Origin of the sequence: Agrobacterium sp. (assembly GCF_032092815.1) — a bacterium.
Lineage (GTDB): Bacteria > Pseudomonadota > Alphaproteobacteria > Rhizobiales > Rhizobiaceae > Agrobacterium.
In genome coordinates this window covers 16,165-41,216 of the sequence record NZ_DAMDBP010000033.1, presented here as the reverse complement: position 1 = coordinate 41,216, position 25,052 = coordinate 16,165, and the positions used below count along the sequence as shown (strand labels likewise).

Sequence of the window (25,052 nt, the reverse complement as noted above, 5' to 3'; positions counted from 1 at the left end):
CAAACTGCGAGTTGGAGCCTCTGGCGTGAAAATACTGCTTACCGGAGCGGCGGGTTTTATCGGGATGCACACCAGCATTCGTCTGCTAGATCGCGGCGACACAGTAATCGGTGTGGACAACCTCAATGATTACTACGATGTTTCATTGAAAGAAGCGCGTCTGGCGCGGTTGAAACAATATCCGAACTTCGTTTTCTTGAAATTGGATGTTGAGGACAAAGACGGGATTGCTGAGGCTTTCAAACAGCATCGTCCGCAGCGTGTCATTCACTTGGCCGCGCAAGCCGGCGTTCGCTACTCGCTGGAAAATCCCCATGCCTATATTGATTCCAATATTCAGGGGTTTCTGAATATTCTGGAGGGATGCCGACATAACGCAGTTGAGAGCTTGGCCTATGCAAGTTCGTCGTCGGTTTATGGCGGCAACACAGCTTTGCCATTCAGCGAACATCAAAACATAGACCATCCCGTCAGTCTGTATGCGGCGACCAAAAAAGCCAATGAACTCATGGCGCACACATATAGCCATCTTTTCAATATCCCGACGACTGGTCTGCGGTTCTTCACTGTATATGGCCCGTGGGGACGGCCGGATATGGCGCTCTTTCTGTTCATTAAAGCGATATTGGACGGCAAACCGATTGATGTGTTCAATCATGGGCAGATGGTGAGAGATTTCACCTATATCGATGATATTGTCGAGGGCGTCATCAGGGTGAATGACCGTCCCGCTGAGGCTGATCCTGCCTTTGATGCAGCTAATCCTGATCCTGCAACGAGTAATGTGCCGTACCGCATATTTAACATCGGCAATAATCAGCCAACCCACCTTATGGACTACATTGGCGCGCTTGAAAGCGCATTGGGAATGAAAGCTGAGAAAAACTATTTGCCAATGCAGATGGGTGATGTGCCGGCAACCGCAGCAAATACTGATGAACTTGAACGCTGGGTCGGGTTCAATCCAAACACTCCCGTTGCCGTAGGCGTTGCTCGTTTTGTGGAGTGGTACAAGGACTATTACTCTATCGAAAGGTGACACGCTCCGAGGCGGTTGGTGCATTCACGTTTTTTCTTGTTGCTGCGCGACAGATGAAAATGCCATGCCTCTATTCGTGCGAGCGAATTTATGCGCAATGTTGCAGCTTGCGGATGACACGTAGTTTCTGGGAAGAATATTGATGGCTGTACAGACCAAAGCTTTGCGTAAATCCGCAAAGGACCGCAGCGTCAAAGGTGCTGGCACAGATGAGCTCACAGACCGCCATCTCGAGGTGCTGGAAGCAGCAGGCGCACTGTTTGCCGAGCGCGGATTTGCAGCAACATCGATCCGTGACATCGGCGAAAAGGTCGGTCTCCTCGGTGGATCGCTTTATCACTACATCAAATCGAAGGAAGCCCTGTTCGTTAAAGTCCATGATATGGCTTTGCAAATGGGTGAGGACCGTATTCGCTCTGCCATTGAAGACGTTGACGATCCCTGGAAGCGTTTGGAAGTAGCCTGCATCACGATGCTGGACATCCAGCTTGATCCGAATTCACTGACCTTGCCCCTGATGAATGATTTTCAGTCTGTGCCGCCTGCGGTGCGTGAAAAGCTGATCCTGAAACGTGATGCATTCGAGGCCTTGTTTACCGAACTGGTCAATGCATTGCCGCTCGATCCAGCACTCGATCGCAGTGTTTACCGACTGCTGTTGCTCACCCTGCTGAACAAGGTTGCCGGATGGTATCGGGAGGGGCGTCTTTCCCCTGAAGACATTGCGCGCCAGATCGTGGCGATCTTTCATCATCCCGCGCAGTAAACGCCTCAACCGTCTGTCATAGACGTGAACCCTTACCCGTCAGTCTTCCGTCGTTGGAAGCCGTAGCACAACAGATTGATTGCAATTTTAATGACATGCGAGGCAGTTCATTAACCCTCAAATTGCTCTGTTTCGGAACAGCTGATAGCATTTACCTGTCATTTCCATATTCCACCTAGCTTGCCCTCAAACAGGGCGGGTTGGGAAAAGAATAGTGAACGCACAACGTAAAATCACAACCGAAGCATTTGATACACGGGCAAATCTGACGGCGGGTCTGTCAGTTGCGCATGCACGCATTGAAAAGACATTTCTGGATGGCGGCGCGGTACTCGTTTCCGTCATGGAAATTCTCAACGATCTTATTGCGATTTTGGACCGTATGACCGGTACCATGGATGGTGGCACGGCGGATGCCGCGATTGCTGGCATGCAGAAGACGATTGAAGATCTTGCGCGCTTGCCCGACACGGAACAGCAGCGTCAGGTGGCTTTCGAGGCGATGGCGGAATTCTGCAAGTCGACCGATAACCAACTTGATGACATCAGAGAAACCATTCGTTATCTCAAGACCTTTGCGATCACCGTGAAGATCACTGGCGCCGGTATTGCCGAGTTTTCATCCTTTGCCGATGAAATCCGGGAGCGCATCCAGTTTGGTGCTGATGAGGTTGGAAAGTTTGGCACCTATCTGGAAACCATGCGCCAGCAGCTTGGCAAGGCACGCAATTTTTCCGCCGCGATCTTGAAGGATTTTCAGGCAACGATCCCTGAAATCATCGACGGTTTGAAGCGGAACTCCGCGCTTGTCAGTGCGCAGCATCGCGAAATGAAGCAGATGGCGGCGCAAGTAAAAACCATTGCCCAAGGCGTTCAGGGCAAAATTGCAATGACATTGTCTTCTCTGCAGATTGGCGACATCACACGTCAGCGCATCGAACATGTCCAGTCGACCATTCAGCTGCTTGAAGACTACTTGCAGTCGGATGAGGGCAGGGAACTTGCTGATATGGAAGCCGATACGCTGAGGGAAGCCATTGCAGCGCTTGTCAACGCGCAGCTGGAAGAGGCAACAAGCGATCTTCAGCGTGATTGCCGCAAGATTTTTGCGGGCATCTCGAGCTTTGCCGATGATGCCGCCCGCATTCTGTCCTTGCGCGACAACCTGATTGAAAATTCCCGTCATGGCGGCGGCAGTGCGTTGCAGCTGATGGAGCGAGATATCTCAAAGGCCTGCGAACTGGCGGGGCGCGTGCAGGAAAGCAGCACAGACGCTGATGCCGTCGTTGGTTCCGTCACCCAGACCGCCAATGATCTTCTTCGCGGCATGGCCGTGTTGCGGTCCATCAAGACCGAAATTCACTATATGGCGCTGAACTCCAATCTTCGTTGCTCGAAACTGGGCGACGAGGGGCGGTCAGTCAATGTTGTCAGCGCCGAATTGCGGGTCTTCGCTGAAAAGCTGGAAAGCCCGGCCGATGCCATCGTGTCCGACCTGCAGCAAATCGAAACCGCGATTGGCAAACTCGGTCTGGATGAGGCCAATCCGTCTGGTGATCTCAGCAAGCCGCTGCGTGATGCGCTTGAAACCGTGACCGGTGCGAAGACTGAAATGGAAGCGGGGATGGAGGAGCTGGGTCGGGAAGGGCAGGCGGTGTTCAGCCGCATCAGTTCTGCTGTGGTCAAGCTCGATTTCGAAAACGAACTTGGCAATGTGCTTGATGAATGCTGCGGACTGTCTGCCGGCATCATGGCTGGGGGTTCGATTGATGTGTCCTTTATGGCTGAAAAAATTCAGCCGTTCTCGAACCGCATCTACAAGCTTTACACGATGGCGCAGGAGCGTGACATCCACGCGCAGTATTTGCCAATCGATTTGGCACCGGCAAAGGAAACTGTCCAGTCAACCTCGGTCGATGAGGATGATGACCTCTTCGCAGACGCGCTGTTTTAAGGAACGCGTAGCGCTGCCGATCCGTAACCCGGATCAGGCAGCGCGCATCATGTCGGATTTGCGTTTGCTGGCGGATGCCGGCAGAAGACGCAGGATTTCGTCAGCAAAACAACCGGCATTGTGAATGGCCTTGTCGAGATTGCTGACCTGCGCCGGGTTCATCATGTGCAGATAACCGTTATATTCGAACATGTCGCGGAACGCGGAACGTTCGATGATCGGCGTATCAAGAACATGGACATTGCGTGAGGCTAGCAACTGGCGGGCGGCCTGCAGGGCACGGGTCGTGACCAGCGAGTTTACGCGGGTCAGCACCACCGAGTGTGGAATGCTGATATTGGCCTTTTCATAGAGATAACGCAGCAGTTCCAGCACCTGGGCGCCGCCCTGTGCATCCATCGTGCTGCCTTGAACCGGGATCATGACATGATCCGAGAGACCAAGTGCTGTCGCCAGCAAAGGTGACTGCGCGCCGGGCAGGTCGATGATCACATGGTCAAATGCCTTGCGGCTATCGAGAACGTGCTGCTGCAATGACGATGCAGTCACATAGGTAATGACGGTAAAATTCACCCGGTAGTCGGCGGCGTCACGCCATTTGGAAATCCAGCGCTGTGGATCGGTGTCAATCACACAAATACGGAAACCACGACGCGCAAGCTCTGTTGCCAGCAACAGCACTGCAGTTGTTTTGCCCGCGCCGCCCTTGGTGTTTGCAAACGTAATAATTGACATGGCTGCAGATCCGCAATTTAGACAGAGACGTTCATGCCTCAACAGGACGCACCGGGTGACATGGTGGTATGCCGATCATTCGTCACTATGGTTAATGAAGCGTGAAATAGTGGTCGTAAATCTGATTATCGCCGACGATCTTCCGCCAGAATTTCTGCAGCGATGCGATCAAGTGGCAGGATCTTGTCGACCCCACCATGGGCGATCGCTTCCTTCGGCATGCCAAAAACGACGGATGTCGCTTCGTCCTGTGAAACCGTAAACGCTCCAGCCTGATGCATTTCCAGCATGCCACGTGCGCCATCGTCTCCCATGCCGGTCATGATGACGCCCATGGCATTTGCACCGGCTGCGCGTGCCGCCGAGCGGAACAGGACGTCAACCGATGGGCGGTGGCGTGAAACCAGAGGTCCGGTGCGAACCGAGACGTGATAGCGGGCGCCTTGCCGTTCCAAGAGCATGTGTTTGTCACCGGGTGCAATCAGCACGTGACCGCGTAAGACGGGATCACCGTCTGTCGCTTCCTTGATTTCGACTTCACACAGGCTGTTGAGGCGTTTGGCAAAGGCTGCGGTGAATTTTTCCGGCATGTGCTGAACGATGACCATGCCCGGCGCATTGGCCGGCAACTTGATCAGCATTTCCCGCAATGCTTCTGTTCCACCGGTGGACGCGCCGACACAGACCACCATTTCCGTGGTGCGTGCCATGGCTTTGCCCGATGGAGGGGGCAGAACAGCATCAGCCGTCAGTTTGGCGGCAGGGCCGCTTGCAGACCCAGTCCTGATAGAAGGACGTGTGTGGCCGAGGCGCGCTTGTGCCGCGCTTTTGACAACCTCGCAAATGCGCAGTGCCGATTCCGCCAGGTGATCTGCAGCGCCAATCCTGGGTTTGAGGATGATGTCGACAGCACCTGCTTCCAGCGCCTGCAGCAGAGTCTCGGAGCCGGCTTCAGTCAGAGACGAGCACATGACGACGGGAATGGGGCGCTGCGACATGATTTTGCGCAGAAAGGTTATGCCGTCCATGCGCGGCATTTCCACGTCAAGCGTCATCACATCAGGAATTTCCTCCTGAATGCGTTTGGCCGCCATAAAGGGATCGGACGCTGTTCCAATCACTTCGATCTGAGGGTCTGCCTCGAGAATAGAGACAAGCGTCTGCCTGACGCTGGCTGAATCATCGACAACGAGTACACGGACTTTTTTACCCATGAGCTTTACCGCTATTGTTTTTGGAAGACCGTATTTGCCACCTGCCGCAATGGCAAGTTGATACCGGTAATCGTCTCGGAATGCCCAATAAACAGATATCCGCCGGTGATAAGGCGGTTGCAGAGTTGGGTGAGGACATGCGCCTGTGTCTTTTTGTCAAAATAGATCAGTACGTTGCGGCAGAAGATGATCTGCACGGCGTCGCCTATCTGGTAGGTGGGATCCATCAGATTGAGGCGGGCAAAGCCAATTTTTGAGCGCAGGCGCGGTGAAATACGCACATCCCGACGCTGTGCGTCATTGGGCTGCATGACGTATTTCTGCATCAGGGCAGATGGTACCGGCTCCAGCAGGTCCCTTGGGTAGATGCCACTGTGTGCCTTTCTCAGCACATCCGTGGAGAGGTCAGTCGCCAGGATCGTGTAATCATTGATGACCTGCGCATTGACCGCCTCTGCCATGATCATTGCTATGGTGTAGGGTTCGGCACCTGTAGAGCAGGCCGAACTCCAGGCGCGAATGCGCTTGTGGCCGTCCGCCGCCAGGGCTGGTAGTGCATGTTTTTCCATGTATTCGAAATGGTTCGGTTCACGGAAAAAGTCTGTTTTGTTGGTGGTCACCACGTCGATGAGGTAGATTGCCTCACTTTCAAGTCCGTTGTCGCGGAACAGAAAGTTGCAATAGTCCCCGAAAGAGCGATGCCCGGTTGCTCGAAGGCGTTTTCGCAAACGTCCTTCGAGCATTGTGCGTTTGGTGTCTGGCATCTTTATGCCGCTGTAATTGTAGATGTATTCCGCCAGTTTACGAAAATCGCGATGATTCAGACCATCCTGCGCGGGACTGCTGGCATTGAGGTCGGCTGCGTATGCGTTTTCCCTCATGCGGCTTGTACCGGTTTGCCGGTCTGGCGGGCCAATGCGTTTTCTTCGTCAGAAAACAGGCGCGCCAGATCGATAATCACCACAAAATCACCTTCGCGTCTAACAACGCCAGCAATGTAGTCGGAATTCCAATGCACACCGATATCCGGTGCTGTTTCCATCTGGTCACGCCGGAATGGCGTGACCTCGAACACCTTGTCGGCAACAAGACCGACAGCCAGTGTCCGCGACGGGAACGGAATATCCAGCACGAGTATGCGCGTATGGGGTGTCTTGACCGTGCGCGTCATGCCGAGGCGCAGCCTCAGATCAATGATCGGCACACCCTGTCCTCGCACATCCCGCAGGCCCAGAAGATATTCCGGGCCATGGGGTATCTTGAAGGTGTCTTCGTGATCGAGAATTTCACGAACAACTTCAACCGGGACAGCAAAGACCTCATCGCCAAGGCTGAATGTTACGAACTGACCTTCGGAGGACACATTGCTCATGGATTACGCGCTTTCTTTAAAGTCAGCATCACCGGCGTCTGGTCCACCCATCGACATGTCGAGTGCAAAACCCTTTGCGCGGGCCTGCTGTGCCTTGATCGAGCCGTTGGACGAAGCTTGGAACGAAGAGGTCTTTGCCGCTGGGCGTGCTGCAGCCTGTGGCTTCTGGATTGGCTTGCGTGCTGGCACATGTTGGGTGGCAACCGCGCGTTCAACCTTGAAGAACGCGATGCTGCTCTGCAGTTCTTCAGCCTGCGCGGCAAGCTCTTCCGACGTCGCAGACATTTCTTCCGATGCGCCGGAGTTTTGCTGCGTTACCTTGTCGAGCTGTTGGATCGCTTCATTGATCTGCGATGCACCGATATCCTGTTCGCGGCAAGCAGCGGAAATTTCTGCCACCAGTTCGGCAGTCTTGCGGATGTCAGGAACCAGACGGTTCAGCATTTCACCAGCTTCCGTAGCGACCTGTACGGTTTCACCGGAAAGAGAGCTGATCTCGGATGCTGCTGCCTGGCTGCGCTCAGCAAGCTTGCGCACTTCGGATGCAACAACAGCAAAACCCTTGCCGTGTTCGCCAGCGCGTGCGGCTTCAACCGCAGCGTTAAGGGCAAGAAGGTCGGTCTGACGAGCAATTTCCTGAACGATCGAAATCTTTTCTGCAATGGTGCGCATGGCGCCGACTGCACGCGCAACAGCCTCACCGCTGACTTCAGCGTCCTTGGAAGACTGGCGGGCAATCTTTTCGGTCTGTGCAGCGTTGTCGGCGTTTTGCTTGATGTTGGCAGCCATTTCCTCCATGGACGCGGACGCTTCTTCGGCTGACGATGCCTGTTCGGTTGCGCCTTGCGAGAGCTGTTCCGAGCTTGCAGACAGTTCCTGGCTGCCCGAAGACACGTTGTCTGAGGCCGAAAGTGCGTCGCCCACAACGCCGCGCAGCCTTTCAATCATACCATTCAGATGGCCAAGCATTTCACCGATTTCGTCTTTGCTCGAAATGGTAGCGAATTCCGTCAAATCACCTTCGGACACGTTCTGTACCGCACGCACGGCGTTACGAAGACCACGGTTGATCGAAAGTGCAATCCAGAATGCAGCTGCTACAGCGACGACCAGAACAAGACCGGCGACAGAAATCATGATCGTTCTGGTCGAGATGTAGGTCTCATCGGCCGCCGTTTGTGCTTCCGTCAAGCGTGTTTCTTCCAATGTAACGACTTCGCTCAGCAAGGCGTCAATCTCGTTCGTGACCTTGCGTGCTTCGTTGGTGGAAACCTGCAATGCTGCCGGCGTATTGCCAGCCAGCATCAAGGAGCGAATGCGGTCGTCCTGGCGGCGGAATTCAGCCGTGTAATCGGCCAGCTTGGCCCATATGACCTTGCCTTGTTCTGTCGCGCGTGCGTTGACCTGGTTAAAGTTGTCATCGAAAGCACGACGTGCATTGTCGGAGGCTGTGATGTAGCCCTGCATTTCCGCAGCACCTGGAGCCAGAAGCAGGTTCTTCTGCTGACGCAACTGCTGCAGCTGTTCGTTGCTGAGGTTTTGTGCCAGTTTGAGGCGCAAAGCCGGACCCTGCAGAACGCTTTCCAGCGTATCGTTGAGATTTCCGAGGCTCAAAATTCCGTAGCTCGCAGTGGCAACGAGCATGGTAATGATGAATCCGAAGGCCAGTCCAAGTTTCAACTTGATCGAAGCACGCATGTTAGTTCTCCATTGCTGGATCAGTTCAACCGTGGGAGGGACCGGTTGCTGACTGCGAATTGTGATTTGAGAAAATTGCTGCCAGGTTGGGCAGGATAACAAACTGGTTTTCCCGCTTGATCAGGCAATCGATGTAATCAGCGCGCCAACGCATTCCGACGCTCGGCGGAGCCTCGCTGGCACTTTTGGAAAAAGTGGTAACCTCAAAGACCCTGTCGGTACGAATTCCGATCAGTGTGCGTTCGTCACCAAGAGGCAGCTCGATGACGACAATCCGACTGTCGATCGTCTTTTCCCCAGCCTCCATTCCAAACGCCAACCTGATGTCAGCGAGCGGAATGACCTTGCCGCGAAAGTTGATGACGCTTCCAACGAATGGCAAGCTGCCAGGTACAGAGGTCTCCGGCAGGAGATCAAGGATTTCCTGAACCTTGACCGCCTCGATGGCGAAGGTTTCTCCGGCGAGGCTGAAGGTAAGCACTTCAACATCGTCGTTGTTGTTCCAGATGGTGCCTGCTTTAATTGCGATGTGCTGGTTCATCCTGCTGCGCGCAACTGCGCCTCCTGGTGTTGTCCCGCGGCCACCAGATGGCCGACGTCGAGGATTAGGGCCACGCTGCCATCGCCCAGAATGGTCGCGCCTGAGAACGTCGCCACGTCATGATGCAGTTTCGACATTGCCTTGATCACGGTCTGGTGGTCGCCGATGATCTGGTCAACGACGAGACCGACACGTTCCGAGCCGGTCGAGATGACCACGACCTTTTGATACTGGTCCGGCTTGGTGCCCGTGTTGAAAAGTTCCCTGAGCCGAATGAAGGGCACCAGACTGTCACGCAGCGAAATGAAGGAGCGGCCACGCGAACGCAGATCATCTTCGGGCGAAAGCTCAAGGCACTCCTCAACCGCAGAAAGCGGAATGACGTAGCAGCCATTGCCCACCCGAACGAGCAGGCCGTCGATGATGGCCAACGTCAATGGAATGGCGAGAGAAATTTCTGAACCCTGACCGGGCGTGCTGACGATGTTGATGGTGCCACGCAAAGCCTCGACGGACTTCTTCACGACATCCATGCCAACGCCGCGGCCGGAAAGGTTGGTGACCGCAGCAGCCGTTGAAAATCCCGGCTGGAAGATCATTTGGAGAAGTTCCTGGTCGCTGATTTGCGCATTGGCGGCGATCAGGCCGGACGATTCAGCTTTTGCTCTCACTCTCTGGCGGTCGATGCCGCGGCCGTCGTCGCGGATGGTAATGGTGACATCACCACCAGATTGACGCGCAATCAATGTAATGCGGCCGATCGGAGATTTACCGGCAGCAATGCGGTCTTCCATGGTTTCAAGACCATGGTCACAAGAATTGCGCACCAGGTGAACTAGCGGATCTGCAAGGCGTTCGATCACGGCCTTGTCGACTTCGGTGCTTTCACCTTCGGTGACCAGTTCAATCTGCTTGCCGGTTTCCCGGGCAAGGTCATGTATGAGGCGGCGGAAGCGACCAAAAAGCTGGGCGATCGGCACCATACGCAACACCATCATCGTATCGCGCAACTCGCCAGAAAGACGCTCTACATCTTCGGACACGGACCGAAGCAGAATGTCTGCACTGCCACCTGCCAACTGGGACAGACGCGACTGGGCAATGACCAATTCGCCGACACGGTCCATCAGTTCGTCCAGACGCTCGGCTGGAACACGGACATTTTCCGTGGCCTTGGCGTTTTTGCCGTCATTCTGGGTGGCGGGCCCCGATGTGGGCGGAGCTGCGCTTTTGACCGGAGCTGCAACTGTTTCCTCTACAGCGACATCGGCCACGGCCTCTGCTTCATCGAGCTTGCGAATATCGATTTCCATATCGTCCATGACGAAGATGAAAACATCTTCGATGGCGGATTGGGGCTGTTCGGTGGTGAGCGTCACAGACCAGCCAATGTGAAGATCGCTCGGGTTGAGCGTATCGAGTGCCGGGACCTTGGAAATGTCTGCAACGATTTCACACTCGCCCAATTCATCGAGCTCATCCAGCAGACCAAGTGGATTTGTTCCGTTGGCCATGGCATTGACGGGTAGGCGGAACGTCACCTTCCAGGTGGTCGCCTTGGGTTTTGGGGCGGCCGGTGTTTTGACTGCAGCTACAGGCACGTGAGTCACGGAGCCACGGCTACCTTCACCAACGGCTTCGTGCAGCTTTGCCAGCAACTTGTCACCGTGGTTGCCAGGCACACCAAGCGGATTTTCGACCAATGCACGCATATGGTCTTGAGCTTCAAGAACGGCAGCCACAAGTTCGCTGGTGGCAGGCACTTCGCCCTTACGCACCCGGTCGAATGCAGTTTCGCAATGATGGGTAAAGGCAGCGAGCGCCTCGAACCCGAACATCGCGCCAGACCCTTTCAGGGTGTGCAGGCCTCGGAATACGGCATCGATCTGATCTTGATCGGAAAGGTCGTGAAGTAGATCGAGCAGGCCACTTTCGATCTGCTCGAATAGCTCTGCCGCTTCCGTCCTGAAAACCTGAATAGGGTCAAGCGTGGTCATTTCCCGAGTACCTTTTTGGCAATCTTGACGAGGTTTTCAGCGTCGAAAGGTTTGGTGAGCCAGCCGGTAGCGCCAGCGGCCTTTGCGCGCGCCTTCATGTCTGCATCCGATTCCGTTGTAAGGAAGATGATCGGAATGCCGGTGTGGGCTGGCGACTGGCGCAGGGCTTCAATCATTTCCAGACCGTTCATGTTGGGCATGTTCAGATCTGTGATGATAAGGTCGAATGTAGCGCCCTTGGCCTTGGCAAGGCCATCTTGGCCATCAACCGCTTCTGTGACCTGATAACCGGCATTGGTTAGCGCGATTTTCGTGGTCATGCGAATGCTTGCAGAGTCATCAACTGTGAGAATGTGGGCGCTCATTATAGGTCCTTTCCATGCAGCCAGAACTGCTGTGAAGCCTTGTCCATGCGCGACAGGAACCCGCTGCGGCGGAGTGTCTGCAGGAGGTTTTCACCGGCGGGGTGTGTCAGGCTGACTGTTTTTCCGTGGTTTTTTGCATATAGGCGGGGGGCTTCAACCAACTGGATGAAACTCAGATCAATGTCGGCATCGTCGGAGATGTCGAGAAGCAGGGCATCTTCTTTTTCAAGCTGCCGCAGCAGGAGTTCATGAGCTCCTGATATGTGGCGTATGGAAAGTGTGGACGGTAACACCAGAGTTTCAGCCGCCGCATTACTTGACATCAGGTGTTTCCCGTACTGGTTCTTCGACGTGAATTTTGAAAGGTGACTGTAATGTGCCGACCGGTTCGTCAGGTGTTTCCATGCTGGGAACCTCGACAGTGATCGTCTTGGGCGCGTCTTGCGCCATCAGTGCCGCGATGCGGGTCCATTGGTTTTGGAACGCGACCACACAGGCGGGATCGAAATGACTGCCGCTTTGTGCAATGATGTGATCGCGAGCCTCTTCGATTGGCCAGGCACGTTTGTAAGGGCGCTCGGAGCACAGGGCTTCAAACACATCGGCAACGGCGACAATCCGGGCTTCGATCGGGATGTTTTGCCCTGAAATACCCTTGGGATATCCAGTGCCATCCCATTTTTCGTGATGGCCACCAGCCACGGCTTCGGCGATACGGACGAGATCGGACGTGCCGTTTTCCAGAATGCGCACGCCGATTTCGACATGTTTGCGCATTTCGGCAATCTCTTCCGGTGTCAAACGACCGGGTTTCAACAACACGCTGTCAGAAATGCCGATTTTGCCGACGTCATGCAAAGGTGCTGCGAGATAGATCATCCTGCAATGTTCGCTGGATAGACCAAGATCCCTCGCGATCAGCTTGCTGATATGCGCGACACGAGAGATATGGTCACCGGTATCGCCGTCGCGAAACTCGATGGCGCGGGCTAGCCGCCAGATAATTTCTTCTTCGCGTTCGGCAAGTTCTTCGGTTGCCTTGTCAACTTCATCAACGAGACGGTTTGCACGGTGCGAAAGATCACGCTGCGCCTTGCGCAATGCGAGAAGGTTGCGCACACGTGCCTTCAGTTCGATGGAATCGAACGGTTTACCGATAAAGTCTGTAACGCCGGTTTCAATCGCTTGAATGCGGATGCTGCGTTCCGTCTCCGATGTCACCATGATGACGGGAATATGGACCAGAACATTTTGGCGCTTGAGTTCGGCCACCAACTCAATGCCCGTGTATTTGGGCATTGTAAAATCAACAATCAAAAGGTCTATAGGGGATTTCAGGCAGTGTTCCAGCGCCGTGGCTGGATCCTCGAATGCAGTAACATGCACGCCGGGAATTTCCCGGACAGCAATATCAAGTGCAAAAAGAGCAGACCTGCTGTCGTCTACCAATACAATATGCACGCTTGGCCCCCGAATGCCGTTTTCAACTTAAAAATAGGCGCACGAAAACGGTCCGTGAAAACGGTGAATTTCGTTAAGATTGGACATTTTTTGAAAGTGTTCCGAGTGGCGTCATGCCATCAGTTGAGAGCTCGGAGAGTGCGTGAGCAATGTCACGCCAGGTTTTCCGCTTCGGGTTGTATTCTGTCGGAAGATAGTTAATCCGCAATTAAAGCGCGGCACTAATTCATACCTATAACTATCGGTATCGGTCTGAATACACTTATAAAAAGACAAGTCTCTTTTAAAGGAAACTGTCAGATGTGCCACGCAAAAGCGCAATTTTGACGCTTTTTCGCCTTTTTTAGGTTGTGTCGTTTATGCTTGTTTAGGACAATCTCTGATTGTTTGTGCCGCGATTCACGTGCACGTGAGGTCGCAAGATGTTTCGCCCTCACTTTCATGTTGCTTCAGCGCGTGATCGTCTCGGTCTGCTCGATAAGAAACGATAACGTTTCGCGCTTCACTTTTGGTGCAAGCACATCTCTGACTGTCCGATGGTATTCGTTCAGGAAGATGATTTCCTCATCAGACAGTTTTTGAATATCCACGGCGGTCAGATCGATCGGCACCAGGGTCAGGGATGCGAAGCTGCAGAAAGTTGGCGTGATCGCAACGACCTCAACCTGGTTTTCAATGCGCAATCCATATTGCCCTGCCTCATAATATCCCGGCTCAATGGTCATGATGTTGCCGGGCTCCAGCCCGAAAGGGTTGGCGATCTTGGCAAAGCGGTGCGGATATTCGTGGATGAGGAGGTTGTGACCGACACCATGTCCGGTGCCGTGATCATAATCGAGGCCCAGGTCCCATAGGGGGCGTCTTGCAAATGCATCCAGTTGATGCCCCTGTGTGCCCTTTGGCATTTTTGCCATGATCAGCGAGAGAAACCCCTTCAAGACGGCCGTATAGGTTCGTTTGACGGCATCGTTGGCAGGCCCAAGCATTAGGGTGCGGGTAATATCTGTTGTGCCGTCAATATATTGCCCGCCTGAATCGATCAGATAGGGCGACTTGTCGTCGATAGCCGCGTTGGTATCTTCTGCAGAATTGTAGTGGCACATGGCTGCGTTTGCGCCGGATGCGGAAATGGATCGGAAGCTGGCCTCTATAAAACCGTCGCCTTCCTGGCGAAAATCCAACAGCTTTGCCTCGGCCTCAAGTTCGGTAAGCGGATTTGTCGTGCCTTGCCGCGCACGTCCTTCCTTGAGCACCCATGCCAGGAAATTGGTGACCGCAACACCATCTTCAATATGGCAACGGCGATAGCCTTCAAGTTCGACGGTGTTTTTGGCCGCCTTCAACACTGTCGTTGGGCTTGTCTTGCTGACCGTCTTGCCACCTGCGGCCTGTACGGCCAGTCGCACCGCAACTGGTGAGAATTGCGGATCGATCATCACGGCCTTGCCCGAGGCGTTCTGACCGACACGATCGATGAAGTTTGCGGGATCAAGAAGTTTGACGTTGTTCAGTTCAAAAGCCGAGAGGTCATTGCCAAGTTTGCGACGATCGACAAACCATTCCGCAGAGCCATCTGCCGCGAGCGTCAGGAACGAATGCGGTACCGGGTTCATCGGCACATCCGAACCGCGCACGTTGAGCAGCCAGGCGATATTATCCGGCAGGGTTTCGACCATCAGGTCCGCACCGGCTTGCTTTATGGCAGCGGCGACCCGTTGTTTCTTGGTTTGAGACGTCTCTCCGGCAATATGCAACGGCATAGCCCGGATAGGTCCGATGGGTTTCGGTGGGCGGTTCGTCCATATCTGATCGAATAAGTCGTCCGCAACGGGTGTAAGGGTAGCATTGGCCTCGATCATGGCACTCGATATCCTGACATGCAGATCACCGTTGATCAGCATCGGGTCAAAGCCAATTTTCATGCCCTTGTTTGCATGGGCACGCAGCCATCGATCAATCGGATCATGGTGCAGATGGTGGATTTCAAACAGCGTCTGATCCACCTCATGACGCACCTGAATGTCGTAGCGGCCATCCACGAAAATCAATGCCTTGTCAGCCAGCACAAGTGCCAATCCAGCAGAGCCGGTAAAACCGGTGATATAGGCAAGGCAATCGTCCCGCGGTGAGGCCACCTCGCTTTGATGGGCATCCGCACGGGGTACGACAAAGCCATCCAGCCCCTTGGAGGCCAAAACAGCACGAAGTGCGGCAAGCCGCTTTTTGATATCAGCAGAAGCGGTCATGCTAATTTGCTTTCATTCAGGAGAGCGGGCCGCCCTTGTCACGGACCATATCGAGCAGGCGCCGGAAGACGCGTGAGGACTGACGTACGCCATCATGCTCATATTCGTTGGTTACCCACGCCTCGACATTGCCGGTGCGCTTTGCCGTATCCAATGACAGGCCGGCGTCGACATACATATCATCAAAATAGACGGCTGCGGCCACCGGAACTTCGTTGCTGGCAAGGCGAGAATCGTCATAGAGCTCACTGTGGTGCTGCCGCTCGGCCAAAGCACGGGCGCCGGCACGGAATGGTTTCAGTGAGCGAATGTCATCAAACATCCACGAGAACATCATTTCGCCGGTGAACAGCAATGGTCGGTTCTTTTCATCGAAGTCGGGATACTCTGCGCGAATGCGTTCTGCTGCCCAATTGGTCGCCCCCTGACCCTGGCCGTAAATGCTTTCCTGCAACACGGCAAAAAGCGGATTGCTGTCATAGGAGGTGAGGTTCATGACCGAAGCCAGGAAGTGATCGGACAGACGATCCTCGGCGCTGGATGAAAATGCCTCGTCGACCAGCCAGTGAATGTTTTCAAATCCTGGTGCCATGCCAAAATCGATGCCAAGTGTCTGGAAACGGCGAACGGTCAGACGGTCGCCATCCGGCAGGCGGACGTCATTGTTGGCGATGAAATCGGCAATCCTGCCAATTCTGGCGCGGTCAGTGGCATAACGGTCGTAATAACGTGCCGTTTTGGCCGCAACGCGCGGATAGGTGCAGCGGTAAACATCATCGGCCGTCGCATCAATGCCGGCAAGACCACCGGTGACGTAGCAGGCGGACAGCCCTTCGGGCGCCTTTGACAGATAGGTGAGCGTCAGGAAGCCACCATAACTCTGGCCAAGCGTCTCCCATTTTTTGCCACCAAACAGGGTTTTGCGAATGTGTTCGCAATCCGCAACGATGCTGTCTGCGCGGAAGCAGGCAAGGTAGTTCCCCGCCTTTGCGCCGTCATCACCAAAACGGGCCATGGTGGCGCTTTCAATGCGGCTGCTGCGGCCCGTGCCACGTTGATCAACCAGAATGACACGGTGGCTTTTCAGCGCTTCCGCCAGCCAGGAGGGACCACCATTTGTCGGACGCGGGGATTTGCCTCCGGGACCACCCTGCAGGAAGGCAAGCAGTGGCAGTGTGGCGTTGCGCTTGGTCGGGTCACAAACCTCGCGGGCAAAAACCTCGATTGTTTCACCATCCGGTTTGCTCCAGTCGAGCGGAACCGTGACGATGTGATCACGAATGAACATGCCGGGAATGACGTATTCGGAAAGAGCCATTTGTTTGCATTCCTATCTTCTGACCCGTGGGTCCAGAACAGCGTAAAGAAGATCGACGACGATATTCGTCACCACAATAAAGAGGCCGCCAAGCAAAACCACGCCGATGATGATCGGCCTATCCTGATTGTTGACAGCCTGCACAGCCAATGCACCCACACCCTGCAAACCATATATCTGTTCGATGACGATTGCTCCGCCCAGAAGCAGGGCAATGTCGGCACCAAGCTGTGTAACAAGCGGTGTCAGCGTGCTGCGCAGACCATGCTTGAAGAGCACTGTTCGCTCTGAAAGTCCCTTGGAACGGGCCGTGCGGATATAATCCTCTCCCATGACCTGCAGCAGGTGGCCACGTGTGAGACGGGCATAGACCGCAGCTGTAACCAAGGCAAGCGTCATCCATGGCAGGAAAAGATGCCATGCCCAGATGATCGGGTCCCGCAGGAATGGCTTGTATCCTCCGGGAGGAAAAAGCGTGAAGCCAGCCTGTTTCGGCAGGAAGTAGAACACGTAAAGCGACAGCATACCGAGAACAAAGGTTGGAAAGCTGAGGCCCAACAGAATGAAGCCCTGGCCAAGACGATCCCTGAGACCGCCGGGATGGCGGGCCGACATGACACCCACAGGGATACCAATCAGTAACCAGAAGATAACACCGCCAATCACCAATGAGACGGTGGCGGGAATGCGGTTGACGATGAGTTTGGTGACCGGCTGCTGGTTTCGATAGGAGAAACCAAGGTCGCCCTGAACTGCCTTGCTGACAAAGGTGAGGTATTGCTCCGGGATGGGACGGTCGAGGCCAAGATTGGTGCGGATCTGCACCAGTTGTGCTTCGGTTGCCTTTTCTCCGGCGATCACACGGGCAGGGTCACCGGGCGCCACAAAAAACAGAAAGAACACGAAACCGCTGAGGGTAAACAGGATCAGTGCCGAGAAGCCAAGTCGCTTCAGAAGATATCGGATCATGGCTTTCCGGCCTTTCCGGCCTTTTTCAAAAACCGGCTCATGCGGACGGGGCGCGCTTTCGGATCAAGCGCGTCACGCAGTCCGTCGCCCAGAATGTTGAAGGAAAGCGTGGTGAACAGTAGCGCCATGCCGGGAAAGACGACGAGCCACCAGGCAACGAGGTAAATCGAATTGGTGGCCGCGTCTGCCAGCATGCCGCCCCAGCTTGGTGTTGGTGGCACGATGCCAAGCCCAAGGAAGGAGAGGGTTGCTTCAAACACGATGGCGCTCGGGATCATCATGGTGGTGTAGACGATGATGGGAACGCTCAGATTGGGCAGAATATCCCTGAGCATGATGGAGATCGGGCCAGCGCCGAGCGAGCGGCTGGCTTCCACGAATTCGCGGCGACGCAGAGAATTGACTTCGGCGCGTATGACACGCCCCATCGTCGTCCAACTGAAGAACACGATAACCCCGACACTCAAGCCCAGGCTCGGCCCGAAGACAGAAACGAGCGCCAAAGCGCAGAGCAGGAAAGGCACACTCATGACGAGGTCCATCAGGCGGCTGAGGACCATGTCGGTTGCGCCGCCGACATATCCGGCGATCATGCCGATGGTCAGGCCGATAAAGGCGGCAGTCAGTGATGCAAGAACGCCAACCAGCAGCGATACGCGCGCACCATAGGCAAGGCGCACAATGACATCACGTCCCAGATGGTCAGTGCCCAGGATGAACTCATCATTGGGTGCAACCGGCAAACCCATCTCGCTTAAACCCGTGGTTCGATATTGCTCGATCGGCGAATGGCCCGTTGCGGTTTCAATCAGCGGTGCGCAGATGGCAAGCACGATCAGCGCCAGAATGAAGAGCAGGGCAATGAGGCTGGCACGATCCCTGGCGAAGCGGCGCATTGTCAACTCGAAGGGGCCGCGCTGAACAACGGCCGTTTCCTGTGTCGAATGGGATAGGTCTGTCATGCTGCCTCTCCCGGAATAGAGCGAACAAGCTGCCGATCAGGGGCCGCAATCATGTTGGGTGTGTGGATGGACGCGGCGATCAGCGTTTTTGTGTAGGGATCCTGCGGATTGGAATAGATGCTTTCAGCATCGGCAAGCTCGACGATCTGCCCTTTGTTCATCACGGCGATGCGGTTGCAGACATGACGCACGACCGACAGGTCATGAGAAATGAACAGATAGGTCAGGTTCAATTCCTGCTGCAATTGTCGCATCAGGTTCAGTACCTGCGCCTGAATGGACACATCCAGTGCCGACACTGGCTCATCGAAAATGATCAGCTCCGGATTAAGTGCCAATGCTCTGGCAATGCCGATACGCTGGCGCTGACCGCCCGAAAACTCGGATGGAAAACGATTGTAATGCTCGGGGTTAAGGCCGACTTTCTCCATCAATGTCTGAACGGCCTTTTTGCGTCTGCCACCGGAAAACACGCCGTGAATACGAAACGGATCACCAATGATCGAACTGACGCGGCGGCGCGGATTGAGTGAGCCAAACGGATCCTGAAACACAAGCTGGATGCGCTTGCGCATTTCGCGCCATTCACGGCTGCTGAGTGCTGCAAGCGATTTGCCATCGACGATCACGCTGCCATCGGTTGCCGGAATGAGGCCAGCGAGAACGCGTGCCAGCGTTGATTTCCCGCAACCGGATTCTCCAACCAGCCCCAATGTTTCGCCCTTGTAGAGATCAAGGTCGATGCCCTTGAGCACATCAAGCGTGTTGCCGCCACCGAATGGGCCGCCGAGATTGTAACTCAGCTTCACACCACGAGCTTCAATGACCTTGGCCGGTGCCGAATGAGTATCGGGCTCTGTTTGCGAAACTGCCGCTTGTGCCTGTTTGAGAGAGGCTGGTGTCTCGCGCCAACAGAGGCTTTGCGTATCATCATTGAAGATGCGCAGCGGCGGCGGGTTTGAGCACATCGCCTGCGCCTCAGGACAGCGCGCCTTGAAGACGCAGCCTTTGGGAAGGTGGATGAGGCTTGGCGGTCGGCCGGGGATGGGGACAAGCTCCGTTCCCGGTGTGTAATTGGCCGGAGACGAATTCAGCAAACCTGCCGTGTAGGGATGGGCTGGTTGTGAAAAAAGCGCATTGCTGGAGGAAAGCTCCATGCGGTTGCCCGCATACATCACCATCACATGATCGGCGATGCTGGAAAGCAGTCCGAGATCATGGGTAATCATGATGACGGTGGTGCCTGTTTCGCGACGCATTTCGTTGAGCAATTCAATGATCTGGGCTTGAACCGTAACATCCAGTGCCGTTGTCGGTTCGTCGGCAATAACCAGCGGCGGATTAAGCACCAGTGCCATGGCAATCATCACACGCTGACGCATGCCGCCCGAGAACTGGTGAGGGTAGCTGTCAAACCGGCTGGCTGCATTGGGTATGCCGACCCGCTCCAGCATTGATATGGCGCGTTTTTTTGCCTCATCGGAACTGACGCGTTCATGGGCATGGATCATCTCGGTGATCTGCGCACCGATCGTGTAGTAGGGATGAAGGCTGGACAGCGGGTCTTGAAAAATCATGCCGATGCAGGCACCGCGATAGCTGCGCATTTCCCGCTGCGACAGAGTCAGCAGGTTTTTGCCCTGAAACAGAACCTCGCCTGTGATTTCAGCATTGGGCAGCAGGCCCATAACAGCCTGTGTCAAAACGCTTTTGCCGGAACCGGATTCTCCGGCAATGCCGAAAAGCTCACCCTGCTTGACTTCAAATGAAACGTTTCGCGCTGCCTGAACAATACCATCTTCCGTCGGGATCTGGATGTTCAGATTGCGGGTTTCCAGAATGGTCATGGATCAATTCCCTGAAACTCAACCGTTGCAAAGGCGTATCCGGTTTTCAAAAAATAACCGGACAGCACCATTGAAACAAACAACACGGGAGGCGATTGCACGCCTCACATGTTCTGTTGGAAACGAAAAAGGCCACCTGCATGGAGCAGGTGGCCTTTTGATCAACGATCCAGCCAGACGTTGGTCCAGTCGCCCTGCGCACCGATGGCATAGGGCTGGAAGTTTTGTACGGCTTCGCCGTGGTAGAGCACGACCTGTTCGGAAATGAACGGAACGACCGGTGCGTCCTTCATGACCAACTCATCCACCTGTGCCCACAGCTTTGCAGCCTCTTCCGACGTGGTGGCATTGATTGCCTGCTGGGCAAACTTGTTGGCTTCCTCATTGTTATAGTCGGTGTAGTTGTAGGTCTGGTGTGTGCCGTTATAGGTGAACTGGGGCTGGAAGACCGAGCGCGCAGCGCCGCCAACCCAGTCTGGCGACCAGCCGACCGGTGCGATATCCCAATTGCCTTCCTTGGTGTTCAGCGGGTTGGTCATGAACTTGGAATAATAGTCGGCAGGCGCTACCGGCGTCAGTTCAATTTCAATACCTGCCTTTTTCATGCTGGCCTGAATGGTCTGGGCAATGGCGGGTTCGGCGTTCTGGTTGCGGTACGGCATTTTCAGCGTGATGCCATCTGGGAAACCAGCTTCAGCCAGCAGGGCTTTTGCCTTTTCGGGATCACCCTTTGAGCCTTCCGACGGATAAAGATCGAAGTCGTGGTAACCGAGAACACCGGGTCCAAAGATGCCATGTTGCGGCTTGGCAACCGTTGGTCCGCCACGCTGTTGAACGGTTGCGGCCTTGTCAATGGCATATTGAAGCGCCTGGCGCACGCGCAGGTCTTTCAAAGCGCCCTTATTGTTGTCTGAAACGGTGTTGATGAAGATGAAGGCTGTGCGGCCAACCGACATGGTCATCAGCTTCTCATCGCCGGCTGTCGTCAACATGTGCAGCGTGGCTGGCGGGATGACGATGTCGTAGGTCATGTCACCATCACCCGCCTGAAGCTGCTGGATTGCCGCATCAGGCTGAATGCCGAAGGTGATTTCGACTTCATCGACATAGGCTTTGCGCAGCGGGTCGGATTCAGCCTTCCATGCCGGATTGCGCACCAGTTGCAAGCGGCTGTCCGGCACATATTCGCCGATCGTGTAAGGGCCGCTGGAGATGAAGTTGGAGCGGTAATCCGGCCCATCCGGCATATAATCGAGAACTTCGACGGGCGCCGGTGCCGCAGTTGGCAGCGACAACATGTAAACGAAGTCGCCGGCCTTTTCTGTCAGGTTGATGACGACGGTCTTGTCATCAGGCGTTTCGATGCCGGATATGTCATTTCCTTCAATATAGGCCTTCATCGCATCAACGGTTGGTTCGACCTTGGCAAAGCCGTCGCAGAATTCGCGCATGCCCTTGATCAGGTCGACATAATAAGTCAATGCGGCAGAACCGAGCGAGGGATTGCACATGCGCTTCATGCCGCGCTCGAAATCCTGCGCGGTGAGTGCTCGCTCACCGGATGGCGTGTTCCAGGCCACACCGTCGCGCAATGTGAATGTGTAGGTCAGGCCGTCATTGGTTGGCTGCGGCACTTCTGTTGCAAGGTCACCCTTTGGCTCAAGGCGGGAATTTTCGTCGGTTGATGCCTCGTAACTGATCAATTGGCGGCTAACAGCGCGCAGGAAATTGTTGGTGGTGACCAGGGCACCGGATGTCGGGTCGAAATGGTCGATATCAGCTGTGCCGAGAATTCTCAGAGCGCCACCGGTTTGGGGATCTGCCGCCAGCGCCAGCGTCGAACAGGATGCAGCCAGCATAAAAGCAGCCAGACCCAATGCATGTTTTTTCGTGCGAAAACTCATCTGTCCATTCCCCTTTTTGTCGTTCCCTGGATTGTTACGGCGTCTTTGATGAGGCCGCTGACGTCGCATTCTGGATATTCCGAACTAACTGTCAACTTATTTGTCGACAGATTGCCCACAAAAGAAATTAGGGTAATTCTTACAGGGTCTTATCAGCAGGACTGACGTGTAATGAGGCTGCAATGCAGCTTCCGGGTGCCGCCGACGGTGACTTCTCCTTTCGAAAGTGCGAGCACGGCAAGCCCTGCCTGTCTGCCCAGTTCCTTGAGTTCCATGTCGATTGTCGTGAGGGCGGGGCGGGTCTGTTCGGCCACGATTTCCCAGTTATCGAAGCCAACAACCGAAACGTCTTCTGGAATTTGAATGTCGCGATCCCTGAGCGCGTCGATCACTCCGCGTGCGATCTGGTCGTTGCCACAAAAAATGCCGTCAGGCGCTGGCGTGTCGCGGGACCAGAGACGTTCTACCGCTTCATGTCCCCAGGTCTCGGTCCATTCTCCATAAAGTGTCGGCTCGTCATTGCCGCAAATGCGGTGATAAGCGGCCGAGCGGGCTCGGGCAGCACGGAAGTCTTCCGGACCGGTAATGTGCACGATCCGCTTGCGTCCTTTTTCTATCAGGTGATTGACCGCAAGGCGTGCGCCCTGTTCATCGTCGGGAATGATGGTCACGCTGCCAGCAGGGCCTTCCGCAAACACATAGACCACGGGAATGGGCAGGTTCGACAGATCCATTGGCGGCTTGCGGTCAAGACGGGTGGCTGAGAAAATGATGCCGTCCACCTGTTTGTCGAGAAGGGCTTCGACATGCAGCTTGGCAAGCTCCGGATTGTCGTTCGTCGCGCACAGAAAAACCGAAACGCCATTGTCAAGCAGCGCTTCTGACACCCCGGCCATCATTGGAAGGGAGAAACGGCCATAGGTATCGTTCGTCAAAAGTCCGATTGTCAGGCTGCGTCTGCTTAACAACCCGCGGGCAAGTGTGTTGGGGCGAAATCCTATTTCAGCGGCAATACGTTTGACGCGTTCCCTGGTGTCAGGATGCATCCTGCCGTTGTCATTCAGCGCTTTGGAGGCCGTCGAAATACTGACGCCCGCCGCTTCCGCGACATCGTGAATTGTGGTGCGCCGAGGCATTAGAGGTTTCAAGCAAACACTCCCATAAACTTTTGAGAAAACCTTTTATCAAACGATTTCAATGTTGGGAAAAGGTTTTCTCACTTTTCTGCATTTTTCTTGGGTACATACTGTCGACAACGAAAAAAATCTAGAATACCGTCGTCGTCACGTCAACCGGACAAGGGTTTTGACGACAACCAAAAGGGGAATGCGATGCACAAGACCAAACTCATGCTCGCGGCGCTTTCGCTTGCGGCATCCACGTCTCTTGCAAGTGCGGAAGAGATTTCACTGTGGGTGCGTACCTCGTCTGCAGCAGTGCTTCAGGGGCTTGCCGACCAGTATAATGCAGCACACAGCGACAAGGTTATCGTTACGCCAATCACGGCCGAACAGATGGTGCCAAAGCTTGGAGCTGCCATTGCCGGCGGTGCACCTCCCGACGGTGCCGTTCTTGACCTGATCTACCTGCCAACATTTGCTGCCAACGAAAGCCTTGAGGATATTACGGATTTCGTCAAAGGTCTGCCCTATGCCGACGCGTTGAGCCCATCGCATATTCGCCTTGCGACCTATGAAGACAAAATCTACGGCGTACCCGCGCTGCCGGACGCATCCATCATTGCATACAACACAGATCTCTTTGAAAAGGCTGGCCTTGATCCCAAGAAGGCACCTGCCTCACTTCAAGAAATTGCCGAAGATGCCAAGAAGATTGATGCGCTGGGTGACGACACCTACGGCTTTTATTTCGTGGCCAATTCCGGCAGCTGGCTGATCTATGATTTCCTGCCGCATCTCTGGGCCGCTGACGCCGACATTCTCTCTGAAGACGGGCGCGAAGCAACGGTTGATACGCCTGCACTGCGTGACACCATCGCTGCCTATCGTGATATGTGGACGGCTGGCGCCATCCATCCGACCTCGCGTTCCGGCAACGGCAACAATGCCGTTGAAGCCTTTGCGTCCGGCAAGGTTGGTGTGCTGATGACAGGCTCTTACATCGTCAACCTTCTGACCAGCAAATATCCTGACGTGAAATTCGATGTCGCGCCGATCCCCGGTCCAAAGGGTGGCGTTTCGAGCTTTGCTGGCGGTGACACTCTGGCGCTCATCAAGGGTGTCAGTGAGGAAAAGAAGAAGGTAGCGCTGGATTTCGTCAATTTCTACATGCAACCGGAACAACAGGTTTACATCACCAGGGAATCCGGCATGCCACCGCGTACCGATGTGGCGGATCAGGCCTATGCGCAGTTCGACAAGCGTAACCTAATTGCCTACGATGTGTTGGCTAAGGCCAAGACACCATACACCTTCTCCTCGGATGAGCTGTTCGTCAGCCGCACCGGTCCATTTCTGAACCTTATTCAGAGTGCGATTTTCGGTGACGATGTCGATGGGTCGATCAAGAAGGCGCAGGACGAATTCACCAAAATCCTTGAGCGCACCAACCCCTAATACGTGACGGGGTCGGATATTATTCGTCCGACCCATCTGATGATTGCTTCACGTTGGTTTCGCCGCGCATTTGCATAGGCGAGACATC

At 54.8% G+C, this 25,052-nt stretch carries 21 protein-coding genes; 4 read left to right on the top strand and 17 right to left on the bottom strand.

What is annotated here, in order from left to right; all coding sequences use genetic code 11:
- The first annotated feature begins 64 nt into the window (after nucleotides 1-64).
- The 3 genes from RT613_RS17550 to RT613_RS17540 all read left to right on the top strand — a co-directional run bounded on the left by RT613_RS17550 (nucleotide 65) and on the right by RT613_RS17540 (nucleotide 3,759).
- A complete protein-coding gene (locus RT613_RS17550) occupies nucleotides 65-1,039 on the top strand; it encodes an NAD-dependent epimerase (RefSeq protein WP_409558847.1) in 975 nt (324 codons plus the stop codon).
- Nucleotides 1,040-1,181: 142 nt separating this feature from the next.
- Complete coding sequence (locus RT613_RS17545) at nucleotides 1,182-1,805, top strand: TetR/AcrR family transcriptional regulator (protein WP_313617409.1); 624 nt, start codon at nucleotides 1,182-1,184, stop codon at nucleotides 1,803-1,805.
- A gap of 214 nt (nucleotides 1,806-2,019) precedes the next feature.
- The gene (locus tag RT613_RS17540; protein WP_313617407.1) at nucleotides 2,020-3,759 is read left to right on the top strand and encodes a chemotaxis protein; all 1,740 of its coding nucleotides are present in this window, start codon (nucleotides 2,020-2,022) and stop codon (nucleotides 3,757-3,759) included.
- Nucleotides 3,760-3,792: 33 nt separating this feature from the next.
- On the opposite strand, the gene RT613_RS17535 is transcribed toward RT613_RS17540, so the two are convergent.
- The 17 genes from RT613_RS17535 to RT613_RS17455 all read right to left on the bottom strand — a co-directional run bounded on the left by RT613_RS17535 (nucleotide 3,793) and on the right by RT613_RS17455 (nucleotide 23,536).
- Complete coding sequence (locus RT613_RS17535) at nucleotides 3,793-4,494, bottom strand: ParA family protein (protein ID WP_313617405.1); 702 nt, start codon at nucleotides 4,492-4,494, stop codon at nucleotides 3,793-3,795.
- Nucleotides 4,495-4,619: 125 nt separating this feature from the next.
- Nucleotides 4,620-5,708 carry a chemotaxis response regulator protein-glutamate methylesterase gene (locus RT613_RS17530; protein WP_313617404.1) on the bottom strand — a complete coding sequence of 363 codons (1,089 nt, stop codon included), beginning with the start codon at nucleotides 5,706-5,708 and terminating at the stop codon, nucleotides 4,620-4,622.
- An 11-nt stretch (nucleotides 5,709-5,719) separates the two neighbouring features.
- Nucleotides 5,720-6,589: a CheR family methyltransferase gene (locus RT613_RS17525; protein ID WP_313617402.1), complete on the bottom strand. Its 870-nt coding sequence runs from the start codon at nucleotides 6,587-6,589 to the stop codon at nucleotides 5,720-5,722.
- A complete protein-coding gene (locus tag RT613_RS17520; RefSeq protein ID WP_313617400.1) occupies nucleotides 6,586-7,080 on the bottom strand; it encodes a chemotaxis protein CheW in 495 nt (164 codons plus the stop codon). Before RT613_RS17520 ends, RT613_RS17525 begins: the two co-directional genes overlap by 4 nt.
- A gap of 3 nt (nucleotides 7,081-7,083) precedes the next feature.
- Nucleotides 7,084-8,778, bottom strand: a complete 1,695-nt coding sequence (locus RT613_RS17515; protein ID WP_313617398.1) for a methyl-accepting chemotaxis protein — start codon at nucleotides 8,776-8,778, stop codon at nucleotides 7,084-7,086.
- A gap of 25 nt (nucleotides 8,779-8,803) precedes the next feature.
- On the bottom strand, nucleotides 8,804-9,319 hold the full coding sequence (locus RT613_RS17510; protein WP_313617396.1) for a chemotaxis protein CheW: 516 nt from the start codon (nucleotides 9,317-9,319) through the stop codon (nucleotides 8,804-8,806).
- Nucleotides 9,316-11,316 (bottom strand): chemotaxis protein CheA, encoded by a 2,001-nt coding sequence (locus RT613_RS17505; RefSeq protein ID WP_313617394.1) that lies wholly within the window; start codon nucleotides 11,314-11,316, stop codon nucleotides 9,316-9,318. The genes RT613_RS17510 and RT613_RS17505 overlap by 4 nt, the downstream gene beginning before the upstream one ends.
- A complete protein-coding gene (locus tag RT613_RS17500) occupies nucleotides 11,313-11,681 on the bottom strand; it encodes a response regulator (protein ID WP_192489258.1) in 369 nt (122 codons plus the stop codon). The genes RT613_RS17505 and RT613_RS17500 overlap by 4 nt, the downstream gene beginning before the upstream one ends.
- On the bottom strand, nucleotides 11,681-12,004 hold the full coding sequence (locus RT613_RS17495) for an STAS domain-containing protein (RefSeq protein WP_313617391.1): 324 nt from the start codon (nucleotides 12,002-12,004) through the stop codon (nucleotides 11,681-11,683). Before RT613_RS17495 ends, RT613_RS17500 begins: the two co-directional genes overlap by 1 nt.
- Nucleotides 11,994-13,142, bottom strand: coding sequence for an HD domain-containing phosphohydrolase (locus RT613_RS17490; RefSeq protein ID WP_313617390.1), 1,149 nt, complete (start codon nucleotides 13,140-13,142; stop codon nucleotides 11,994-11,996). The genes RT613_RS17495 and RT613_RS17490 overlap by 11 nt, the downstream gene beginning before the upstream one ends.
- 449 nt (nucleotides 13,143-13,591) lie before the next feature.
- Complete coding sequence (locus tag RT613_RS17485) at nucleotides 13,592-15,388, bottom strand: aminopeptidase P family protein (protein WP_313617388.1); 1,797 nt, start codon at nucleotides 15,386-15,388, stop codon at nucleotides 13,592-13,594.
- A gap of 16 nt (nucleotides 15,389-15,404) precedes the next feature.
- Complete coding sequence (locus RT613_RS17480; RefSeq protein WP_313617386.1) at nucleotides 15,405-16,706, bottom strand: alpha/beta fold hydrolase; 1,302 nt, start codon at nucleotides 16,704-16,706, stop codon at nucleotides 15,405-15,407.
- A gap of 12 nt (nucleotides 16,707-16,718) precedes the next feature.
- A complete protein-coding gene (locus RT613_RS17475; protein ID WP_313617384.1) occupies nucleotides 16,719-17,675 on the bottom strand; it encodes an ABC transporter permease in 957 nt (318 codons plus the stop codon).
- Complete coding sequence (locus RT613_RS17470) at nucleotides 17,672-18,637, bottom strand: ABC transporter permease (protein ID WP_313617382.1); 966 nt, start codon at nucleotides 18,635-18,637, stop codon at nucleotides 17,672-17,674. Before RT613_RS17470 ends, RT613_RS17475 begins: the two co-directional genes overlap by 4 nt.
- A complete protein-coding gene (locus RT613_RS17465) occupies nucleotides 18,634-20,484 on the bottom strand; it encodes an ABC transporter ATP-binding protein (protein ID WP_313617380.1) in 1,851 nt (616 codons plus the stop codon). The genes RT613_RS17470 and RT613_RS17465 overlap by 4 nt, the downstream gene beginning before the upstream one ends.
- Nucleotides 20,485-20,645: 161 nt before the next feature.
- A complete protein-coding gene (locus RT613_RS17460) occupies nucleotides 20,646-22,388 on the bottom strand; it encodes an ABC transporter substrate-binding protein (RefSeq protein WP_313617378.1) in 1,743 nt (580 codons plus the stop codon).
- A 152-nt stretch (nucleotides 22,389-22,540) separates the two neighbouring features.
- Entirely contained in the window at nucleotides 22,541-23,536 is a 996-nt protein-coding gene (locus RT613_RS17455) for a LacI family DNA-binding transcriptional regulator (protein ID WP_409558846.1), read from the bottom strand.
- A gap of 183 nt (nucleotides 23,537-23,719) precedes the next feature.
- On the opposite strand from RT613_RS17455, the gene RT613_RS17450 reads away from it, so the two are divergent.
- A complete protein-coding gene (locus RT613_RS17450) occupies nucleotides 23,720-24,964 on the top strand; it encodes a sugar ABC transporter substrate-binding protein (protein WP_313617376.1) in 1,245 nt (414 codons plus the stop codon).
- The last annotated feature ends 88 nt before the right edge of the window (nucleotides 24,965-25,052 follow it).

Coding starts and splice junctions, on each gene's coding strand:
- RT613_RS17475 (WP_313617384.1), bottom strand. CDS start 17,675: ATGATCCGATATCTTCTGAAGCGACTTGGCTTCTCGGCACTGATCCTG.
- RT613_RS17465 (WP_313617380.1), bottom strand. CDS start 20,484: ATGACCATTCTGGAAACCCGCAATCTGAACATCCAGATCCCGACGGAA.
- RT613_RS17500 (WP_192489258.1), bottom strand. CDS start 11,681: ATGAGCGCCCACATTCTCACAGTTGATGACTCTGCAAGCATTCGCATG.
- RT613_RS17535 (WP_313617405.1), bottom strand. CDS start 4,494: ATGTCAATTATTACGTTTGCAAACACCAAGGGCGGCGCGGGCAAAACA.
- RT613_RS17530 (WP_313617404.1), bottom strand. CDS start 5,708: ATGGGTAAAAAAGTCCGTGTACTCGTTGTCGATGATTCAGCCAGCGTC.
- RT613_RS17480 (WP_313617386.1), bottom strand. CDS start 16,706: ATGGCTCTTTCCGAATACGTCATTCCCGGCATGTTCATTCGTGATCAC.
- RT613_RS17485 (WP_313617388.1), bottom strand. CDS start 15,388: ATGACCGCTTCTGCTGATATCAAAAAGCGGCTTGCCGCACTTCGTGCT.
- RT613_RS17550 (WP_409558847.1), top strand. CDS start 65: ATGCACACCAGCATTCGTCTGCTAGATCGCGGCGACACAGTAATCGGT.
- RT613_RS17510 (WP_313617396.1), bottom strand. CDS start 9,319: ATGAACCAGCACATCGCAATTAAAGCAGGCACCATCTGGAACAACAAC.
- RT613_RS17520 (WP_313617400.1), bottom strand. CDS start 7,080: ATGAGCAATGTGTCCTCCGAAGGTCAGTTCGTAACATTCAGCCTTGGC.
- RT613_RS17515 (WP_313617398.1), bottom strand. CDS start 8,778: ATGCGTGCTTCGATCAAGTTGAAACTTGGACTGGCCTTCGGATTCATC.
- RT613_RS17525 (WP_313617402.1), bottom strand. CDS start 6,589: ATGAGGGAAAACGCATACGCAGCCGACCTCAATGCCAGCAGTCCCGCG.
- RT613_RS17460 (WP_313617378.1), bottom strand. CDS start 22,388: ATGAGTTTTCGCACGAAAAAACATGCATTGGGTCTGGCTGCTTTTATG.
- RT613_RS17505 (WP_313617394.1), bottom strand. CDS start 11,316: ATGACCACGCTTGACCCTATTCAGGTTTTCAGGACGGAAGCGGCAGAG.
- RT613_RS17545 (WP_313617409.1), top strand. CDS start 1,182: ATGGCTGTACAGACCAAAGCTTTGCGTAAATCCGCAAAGGACCGCAGC.
- RT613_RS17470 (WP_313617382.1), bottom strand. CDS start 18,637: ATGACAGACCTATCCCATTCGACACAGGAAACGGCCGTTGTTCAGCGC.
- RT613_RS17495 (WP_313617391.1), bottom strand. CDS start 12,004: ATGTCAAGTAATGCGGCGGCTGAAACTCTGGTGTTACCGTCCACACTT.
- RT613_RS17450 (WP_313617376.1), top strand. CDS start 23,720: ATGCACAAGACCAAACTCATGCTCGCGGCGCTTTCGCTTGCGGCATCC.